This is a genomic window from Streptomyces sp. SID13726, from assembly GCF_010548375.1.
In the GTDB taxonomy this organism is placed as follows: Bacteria; Actinomycetota; Actinomycetes; order Streptomycetales; family Streptomycetaceae; genus Streptomyces.
The window spans coordinates 1-742 of record NZ_JAAGLY010000097.1 but is presented as its reverse complement, the minus strand read 5'-3'; the positions used below and the strand labels follow the sequence as shown (position 1 = coordinate 742).

General features: G+C 72.9%; 2 protein-coding genes. Both read left to right on the top strand.

Annotated features, from left to right (window positions below; genetic code table 11):
- Positions 1-331, top strand: a 331-nt coding sequence (locus tag G3I78_RS46535; protein WP_203616475.1) for a hypothetical protein, incomplete at its 5' end; no start/stop codon positions are given.
- A 25-nt stretch (positions 332-356) separates the two neighbouring features.
- A partial coding sequence (gene rsfS / locus G3I78_RS46530) for a ribosome silencing factor (protein WP_164436624.1) occupies positions 357-742 on the top strand: 386 nt, incomplete at its 3' end.

Here is a 742-nt window from a genome sequence, read left to right as displayed (position 1 = left end):
GCCCGCGTCTCCGTTCGGCGGCGTGCGCGAGCCCGAGGCCGCTGCACCCGCCGCCGCGGGCGGCCCGTCCGACGACCTCTTCCCCCGGGTGCGCGGCCGCGCCGACGAGATCGACGACGAGGCGGACGACGACCTCGACGACGAGCCGCGCGGCCCCTCGTACACGTGGCTGCACTACCTCATCCTCGTCGCCGTGGCGTTCGTCCTCGGCCTGCTCGTGTGGACGCTCGTCTCGCGCGACGACCCCGGTCTCGCCACCGAGGACACGAGCGCCTCGGCGACCGTCGTGCCGACGTGGGACGACCCCGGCACCCTCGACACCGGCCGCTGAGCGGCCGCACCACGAACGGAGACACGTGACTGCCACCGAACGAGCCGTAGAGCTCGCCGTCATCGCGGCGCGGGCGGCGTCCGACCGCAAGGCCGAGGAGATCATCGCCCTCGACGTGAGCGAGCAGCTCGTCCTCACCGACGTGTTCCTCATCGCGTCCGGGTCGAGCGAGCGCCAGGTCTCGGCGATCGTCGACGCGGTCGAGGAGGCGATGTTCAAGGCGGGGTCCAAGCCGATCCGCCGCGAGGGCAAGCAGGAGGCCCGCTGGGTCCTTATCGACTTCGGCGACGTCGTCGTGCACGTGCAGCACTCCGAGGACCGCGTCTACTACGCGCTCGAGCGCCTGTGGAAGGACTGCCCCGTCGTCGAGCTCCCCGAGGACGCGCGCGGCGGTGACGGCCCGGCCGACGA